We start from the raw sequence: 7,946 nt of genomic DNA on the forward strand, positions 1-7,946 counted from the left end.
GCTTACCCACTGACTTTCACCTTGTCAAACGGGCCACCGCGAACTTCCTCAGCGTAGTGCTTGGGGTTTCGGTTTCCGTCTGACTTCGTGGATCAGCGCGGAAATAAACTCTACCACCACTCTTCCGGGATGGCCAATCCAGGCCAGTGGGCTCCTCCCGGGGTCGTCTTCAGGGCAGGAAAAAGCCCGAGATCACGGGGATCCCGGGCCTTCTACTGCCCTGCCGGCCTGGGGGTTTCCAGCCTGCCGTCAGCTTCCTGCCGATGCTCCCGGCTTGAAGTAGGAAGCTCCCAGCGGGGGAAGCGTAACGGTCAGCGTTGCCGGCTGCCCGTCCTGCCCTTCACCAGTAGCCTTCAGTTCGCCCGCATTGAGGACGCCGGACCCGCCATAGGTGGTGTGGTCCGTGTTGAGGACCTCCGTCCAAACACCGGAAACCGGCACTCCCAGGGTGTAGCCCACGTGCGGGGCGCCCGAGAAGTTGATGGCGCAGACAATCGGATTGCCCTCGGCGTCCCAGCGGATGAATGAGAGGACATTCCTGTCCGCGTCTCCCCCATTGATCCACTGGAAACCTGCCGGAACGTTGTCCTGCGTGTAGAGGGCGGGGGTGGACTTGTACAGCTCGTTGAGGTCCTTGGTCAGCAACTGCAGCCCCTTGTGAGCGGGGATATCCGCGAGCCACCAGTCGAGGCCGTGCTGCTCGGACCACTCGGCTTCCTGCCCGAACTCGGTGCCCATGAAAATGAGCTGCTTGCCTGGGTGCGCCCACTGGTAGGCAAGGAAAGCGCGGAGGTTTGCCAGCTGCTGCCAGCGGTCACCGGGCATCTTGCGGAGCATGGAGCCCTTGCCGTGGACCACCTCATCGTGGCTGATGGGCAGCAGGAAGTTCTCCGTGAACGCGTACACCAGGGAGAACGTCACGGTGCCATGGTGCCATTTGCGGTTGACCGGATCCTCGGAGGCGTACTTGAGGGAGTCATGCATCCAGCCCATGTTCCATTTCAGGCCGAAGCCCAGTCCGCCGTGGCTGGTGGGGGCAGTGACACCGGGGAATGCGGTGGATTCCTCCGCGATCATGACAGCACCGGGATGCGTCTTGTAAACGGTGGCGTTGACTTCCTGGAGGAAGGAAATGGCTTCAAGGTTTTCCCTGCCGCCGAAGCGGTTGGGCCGCCACTGGCCCTCCTGGCGCGAGTAGTCGAGGTAAAGCATGGACGCCACCGCGTCGACCCGAAGGCCGTCGATGTGGAACTCGTCCAGCCAGTACAGCGCGTTGGCCACCAGGAAGTTCCGGACCTCGGTGCGGCCGAAGTCGAAGATCAGGGTGCCCCAGTCGGGGTGCTCGCCGAGCGCCGGATCGGCGTGCTCGTAGAGGGCCTCGCCGTCGAACTTCGCCAGCGCCCACGAGTCCTTCGGGAAGTGTGCAGGAACCCAGTCCAGCAGGACGCCGATCCCGGCCTGGTGGAGCGTGTCCACCAGGTAGCGGAACTCGTCGGGGTGGCCGAACCGCGAAGTGGGCGCGTAATAGGACGTGACCTGGTAACCCCAGGAGCCGCCGAACGGGTGCTCTGCCACCGGCATGAATTCCACGTGGGTGAAGCCAAGCCACTTCACGTACTCCACCAATTCCTTGGCGAGTTCACGGTAGCCCAGCCCCAGCCGCCAGGACCCCAGGTGCACCTCGTAGACGCTCATGGCGGAGTTGTGCGGGTCCCGCTTGGCCCGGGCCTGCATCCATTCGTCGTCCTTGAACGCGTAGGAGCGTTCCACCACGCGGGACGCGGTCAGCGGCGGCACCTCGGTGTTGAATGCCAAGGGGTCGGCCTTCTCCACCCAGTACCCGCCCTTGGTCAGGATCTCGAATTTGTAGCACGCCCCTGCCACGACACCCGGAAGGAAGACTTCCCAGACACCGGACGAACCGAGTGAGCGGAGCGAGTGTTCGCGCCCGTCCCAGGCGTTGAAGTCGCCCTTGACCCGGACGGCCTGCGCGTTCGGCGCCCAGACAGCGAACGAGACCCCGTCCACGTCCCCCATCGAGGACTTGTAATGCTGGACGTGGGCGCCCAGCACCTCCCACAATTTTTCGTGCCGACCCTCACTGATCAGGTGCAGGTCCACCTCGCCCACGGTGGGCAGGTAGCGGTAGGGCTCGTCCACCGTGACCGGTTCCTTGCCAGGGTAGGTGACGGCAAGCCGGTAGTCCGGGACATGGCCCTGCTGCAACGGTTCAAGGACTGCCACCCACACGCCGTGCGCCTCGTGCTGCATGGGAACTTCGCCACCTGCGGTGACGACGGTGACCGCGTCAGCGAGGTGCTTCACGGTGCGGATGGTGACATGTCCGTAGTCATCGAGGTGCGCGCCCAGGACTGAGTGGGGGGCATGGTGTTCGCCGTTTGCGATCCTGCCCAGGGTGCCTTCATCCACGTGCAGCGGCACCCCCGGGCGGTCAGTTCGTGCTGAGCCTGTCATTTCGTTACCTTCCGATGCTGCACCGGCCTGATCGCCGGCGCCGTTACCGCTCAGGAGCCGCCTGGAGGCGTTCACTGGAATCGCCAGCCAGTCGGGCCTGTTACGCATTTCATAAACAACTTCGTACAGCGCCTTGTCCAGCCACAATGCCACAAACAGGGGGGAGGACCGGTCAACCGTACCCGGAATGACCCCCGAATAACCGGCAAGGAACGCGTCGGCACAATCGTCAACCCAGGAATCCGGGACCTGCGCCCCCTCCTGCTCGCGCTGGGCCGCTCCGGCTGCATAGTCGAATGAGCGAAGCATGCCCACGACGTCCCGCAGCGGAACGTCCGGAACATTCCTTTCCGCAATGGGCCGCAGCGGCTCACCCTCGAAATCGAGGATTGCCCAACGGGACTGGTCGCCCGCCTGCCCCGTGACCTGGAGGATCTGCCCGAGGTGGAGGTCGCCGTGGATTCGCTGGAGGGGGCCTGCCGGGGCGTCGTCGAGGCCGTCCAAGAGGGCGTCCAGCGCCTGGTCATAGGGCCCGACGGCGGTGCGGGCTTCCGCCCATGCGCTGCGGACCCGCTGGGCAACAGCCTGCCCCACAGACGTTCCAGTTTCAGTCCCGTCCGACTGCCCCAGGGTCTCCGCGAGCCGGCGGTGAACGGTGGCGGTGGCTGCACCCAGCGCTCTTGCCTCCGAGGTGAAGTCAGTTCCCGACCGGGCGGCATCGACGGCGAGCCGCCAAGCGTCGCGGCCCCCGACAAGGAATTCGTGGGCCACCGCCAATTCGCCCCGGACGGGCTTGGTGCCCTGGCCGTTGCCGGCCTTGGCCAGCCACTCGCCCCGAACCCAGCCGAGAGTAGCCGGTACTTCAGCGGTGCCCGCCTTGGTCAGCGCTGCCCCAACTTCGATTTCGGGGTTTGTGCCGTCTGAAAGCACGCGGAAGAACTTCACCATCGCCGCCGACTCGCCGTCGTCAACAATGACGGAACTGTTCGACTGCTCACCGCTCAGGACCTTCACCACGCCCTTGGCTGTGGGCAGGCGGTAGGGTCCCTCTACGCGGTACCCCCTGGCACTTCCGTTCGGCGCCTTTTCCTCCTGCCGGATGAGCTCCAGCCACGCGCCCACGAAGTCGGGGTCGTGCACCGCGTCGTAAACCCAGGGGCGGGACGGATCTGTTCCCGCGGCTTCCCCGACCAGCGCGCGCTCCATGCCACCCGCGGGTGCCGGGCGGAAGCTGAGGGGGACCTGGACCACCGCAGTCCGCGTGCCGCCGTCGGACGCCTCCGTGGTGACGTTCAGCAGGAAGACTGCCAGTGCGGCGTGGCCGGTGGGATCTTCCAGTCCCAGGCTGCCTGCCTGGGACATGTGGAAGTCGGGAGACTTGACGGGGAACCACCGCTGCCGGGGCAGCCATTCCTTGAGCAGCGCGGTCAGGGCGGGAGTGAGGATTGGCTGGTTCATCTCAGTTCTCTATCGACAGGATGGGCATGGCCTGGGTGTAGGGCGAGGACGGGTTGGACGCGGCGGACCTGACGCGGAGCCAGAAGAAGTCGTGGCTTCCCAGCGTCAGGGTCAGGCTCCCGTCGTCATTGATACCGGGGAACGGCTGGCCGCCGAAAACGTCCCGCAGGCCGCGCCCGGCGTAGTCGGGGACGCGCAGCCTGGCAGCGACGGGGTGCTGGGAGAGGTTGAAGGCGCAGAGGACGCTTTCGCCGGCGGCACCGGCAGGGTTGTTGTCCGGAAGCTCGCGGAGGTACGCCAGCACGGCATCGTGGTCAGCTTCGACGTGTTTGAACCCACCCAGGCCGAACGCAGGGTGGTTCTTGCGAACGCTGAGGATCTGCCGGGTCCAGCGCAGCAGCGACCCCGAGTGGGCAGCCTCGGCTTCCACGTTGGCCATGCTGTAGTTGTACACCAGCGACTGGATGGGCGGCAGGTAAAGCTTGCCGGGGTCGGCGTTCGAGAAGCCAGCGTTCCGGTCCGGGTTCCACTGCATGGGCGTACGGACGGCGTCGCGGTCTTCAAGCCAGATGTTGTCTCCCATACCGATCTCGTCCCCGTAATACAGGAACGGGCTGCCCGGAAGCGAGAGGAGCAGGGCGTTGATCAGTTCGATCTCAGCCCGGGAGTTGTCCAGCAGCGGGGCCAGGCGGCGCCGGATACCGATGTTCGCACGCATGCGAGGGTCCGGCGCGTACCAGCCGAGCATCGCTGCACGTTCATCGGCTGTGACCATTTCGAGGGTCAGCTCGTCATGGTTGCGCAGGAACGTGCCCCACTGCGCGCCCTCAGGGATATCCGGGGTGTCGCGCATGGTCTCGATGATGGGCGCGGCCTTCTGGTCCCGGAGCGCGTAGTACAGGCGCGGCATGATCGGGAAGTGGAACGCCATGTGGCATTCGGGTTCATCCTCGGTGCCGAAGTACTCCACCACCTCGTTGGGCGGCTGGTTGGCTTCGGCGATGATGACCCGGCCCGGATAGCTTTCGTCCACCATGGCGCGCAGTTGGCGGAGGAACTCGTGGGTGGCCGGAAGGTTTTCGCAGTTGGTGCCCTCCTCCTCGTAGAGGTAGGGAATGGCATCTGCCCGGAACCCATCGATGCCTTGGTCCAGCCAGAACCGGACCACGTCGAAGAGCGCCTCGATGACCTTGGGGTTTTCGAAGTTCAGGTCAGGCTGGTGGCTGAAGAACCGGTGCCAGAAGAACTGGCGGCGGATGGGATCGAAGGTCCAGTTCGATTCCTCCGTGTCCACGAAGATGATGCGGGCGTCCTGGTATTTCTCGTCGGTGTCGCTCCAGACGTAGAAGTCACCGAAGGGCCCGTCCGGGTCCTTCCGGGATTCCTGGAACCAGGGGTGCTGGTCGGAGGTGTGGTTCAGCGGCAGGTCGATGATGACACGCACGCCGCGGGCGTGGGCTTCGGCCACCAGGCGCTTGAAGTCGCTGATGGTGCCGAACTCGTCCAGGACGGAGTTGTAGTCCGAGATGTCGTAGCCGCCGTCGCGCAGGGGCGACTGGAAGAACGGCGGCAGCCAGAGGCAGTCCACCCCCAGCCACTGAAGGTAGTCCAGCCGGTCGATGAGCCCGGAGAAATCTCCGGACCCATCACCGTTGGCATCCGCGAAGGCCCTGACCAGCACCTCGTAGAACACGGCTTTCCGGTACCACAGCGGATCATGCTGAAGGCCGGGTGCATTGAGCTCGAAGGTGTTCTTGGGAGTGAAATGGCCGGAACTTTGCGGATTGAAATTCACGAATGCATTCTCCTCACGCTCAGGATGTGGGCGGGCTCCACGTGCGGATCCAGGCGCACGTAGTTGTACTCGCCCCACTCCCAGCTTTGGCCGGAGATCAGGTCGTCGACGTAGAAGCCGCCTCCCGGCGTCAGGTCCTGCGGATCCAGTTCCAGGGCTGCCAGGTCCAGGGCCACGCTGCATTCCTTGGTGACGTGCGGGTCCACGTTGACCACCACGATGATGGTGTCCTTGGACCCATCGGGAAGCGTCTTGTGCTTCGAGTAGACCACCGTGGACTCATCGGTGCTTTGGTGGACTGTCAGGTTCTGCAGGTCCAGCAGCGCCGGGTGGTCCCGCCGGATGTGGTTCAGCCGGGTGATGTACGGGGCCAGGGTGCGGCCCGACTCCGCGGCGGCATCCCAGTCCCGCGCCTTGTACTCGAACTTCTCGTTGTCGATGTACTCCTCGGCGCCCGGCCGGGCCACGTGCTCGTACAGTTCGTAGCCGGCGTAGACACCCCATAGCGGGCTGGCCGTGGAAGCGAGGACGGCCCTGACCCGGAACGCGGCGGGGCCGCCGTACTGCAGGTACTCGGTGAGGATATCCGGGGTGTTCACAAAGAAGTTGGGGCGGAAGAACGCCGGGGACTCGTGGCTGACTTCGTTGAAGTAGGCCTCGATCTCCTTCTTCGTGTTGCGCCAGGTGAAGTAGGTGTAGGACTGCTGGAAGCCGGCCCTGCCCAGTGCGTGCATCATGGCCGGCCGGGTGAAGGCTTCGGCCAGGAAGACGACGCCGGGAACTTCCTTATTCACTTCCGCAATAAGCCATTCCCAGAACCACACCGGTTTGGTGTGCGGGTTATCGACCCGGAATATCTTTACTCCGTGGCTGACCCAAAGCAGCACAATCCGGAGAATTTCGCGGGAAAGCCCTTCAGGGTCATTATCGAAATTGAGCGGATAAATGTCCTGGTACTTCTTGGGCGGATTTTCCGCATACGCAATGCTGCCGTCTACCCGCGTGGTGAACCACTCCGGGTGGGACTGCACCCACGGGTGGTCCGGCGCCGCCTGGAGGGCAAGGTCCAGGGCAACCTCAAGGCCAAGTTCATTGGCCCGCGCCACGAAGGCGTCGAAATCCTCGAAGGACCCGAGGTCGGGGTGGATGGCGTCGTGGCCGCCCTCCTTCGCACCGATGGCCCAGGGCGAACCGGGGTCGTTGGGTCCGGCCACCAGCGTGTTGTTGGGTCCCTTGCGGTGCTGCACCCCGATGGGGTGGATGGGCGGCATGTAGAGGACGTCGAATCCCATGGCAGCCACGGCGTCGAGCCGCCTGGCGGCGGTGCGGAAGTTGCCGGACGTCCAGGTGCCGGTGGTGTGGTCCTTGACGGCGCCTTCGGACCGGGGGAAGAACTCGTACCAGGCACCGCGGCCGGCGCGGTCCCGCTCCACCAGCAGGGGGAACTCTTCGGAGGCAGTGACGAGCTCGCGGATGGGCTCGCGGTCAACGATGCCGGCAATCTCCTGGCTGAACCCTGCGGCGAGCCGTTCTTCCGTGCCACGTGACTGGTCGGCCAGGACGTCTGCGGCGTGGCGGAGCGCTCCCCGGTCCGCTTCGCTGCGGAAGTCTTCCTGTGCCGCCTCGGCCAGCAGTTTGGCACCTTCGGCAAGCATGAGCTCGACGTCGATGCCGGCGTCGATCTTCACCTCCGCGTTGTGGTGCCAGGTTCCGTAGCGGTCATGCCACGCTTCGATGAGGAAGGACCAGTTGCCGGTTTCCGACGGCGTGAGGATGCCTTCCCAGCGGTCCGTGCCCATGCCGCGTTCCCCGCGGGGCGGCGTGAGCCGTACGCGCTGGCGCTCGGCTCCGCTGGGGTCCAGGAGCACGGCGCTGACGCCGAGCTGGTCATGGCCTTCGCGGAAGGCGGTGGCACCGACAACGATGCCCTCCCCCGGCACTGCCTTCGCCGGAAACCTGCCGCCCTCAACGACGGGCTGCACGGCGGTGATGGGAAAACGCCCGAACCGCAGACCCTCGGTGATACGGCGCTGGAGCATTTTGGTTGATGCGGCACTGGTTCCTGAGTTAGTCGTCACAGGCTCGACGTTAGCGAGAAATGCCGAAGATTGCTAAGGCTGCTCATCAATTTCGCCGTGCCGCCCGCCATTTTCTTCATGCCCCGGTCATTTACCCAAAAGAAACCCAATGCTGGTTCCCGGCAGGCAGGTTGTCGGTT

At 64.9% G+C, this 7,946-nt stretch carries 3 protein-coding genes; all 3 read right to left on the reverse strand.

The genetic code is table 11. The features are described 5' to 3' along the window. Positions 1-249 precede the first annotated feature (249 nt). Genes AC3IMC_RS20300 through AC3IMC_RS20310 form a run of 3 tightly spaced genes read right to left on the reverse strand, consistent with a single transcriptional unit; the run spans position 250 to position 7,767 of the window. Complete coding sequence (locus AC3IMC_RS20300) at positions 250-3,933, reverse strand: 1,4-alpha-glucan branching enzyme (protein ID WP_490920705.1); 3,684 nt, start codon at positions 3,931-3,933, stop codon at positions 250-252. Position 3,934: 1 nt separating this feature from the next. Beyond that, entirely contained in the window at positions 3,935-5,728 is a 1,794-nt protein-coding gene (gene treS, locus AC3IMC_RS20305; RefSeq protein WP_454486833.1) for a maltose alpha-D-glucosyltransferase, read from the reverse strand. Next, positions 5,725-7,767, reverse strand: a complete 2,043-nt coding sequence (locus AC3IMC_RS20310) for an alpha-1,4-glucan--maltose-1-phosphate maltosyltransferase (RefSeq protein WP_490920706.1) — start codon at positions 7,765-7,767, stop codon at positions 5,725-5,727. Before AC3IMC_RS20310 ends, treS begins: the two co-directional genes overlap by 4 nt. Positions 7,768-7,946 lie beyond the last annotated feature (179 nt).

The sequence above is a fragment of the Arthrobacter sp. E70 genome, assembly GCF_058266945.1.

Coding starts and splice junctions, on each gene's coding strand:
- AC3IMC_RS20310 (WP_490920706.1), bottom strand. CDS start 7,767: ATGCTCCAGCGCCGTATCACCGAGGGTCTGCGGTTCGGGCGTTTTCCC.
- AC3IMC_RS20300 (WP_490920705.1), bottom strand. CDS start 3,933: ATGAACCAGCCAATCCTCACTCCCGCCCTGACCGCGCTGCTCAAGGAA.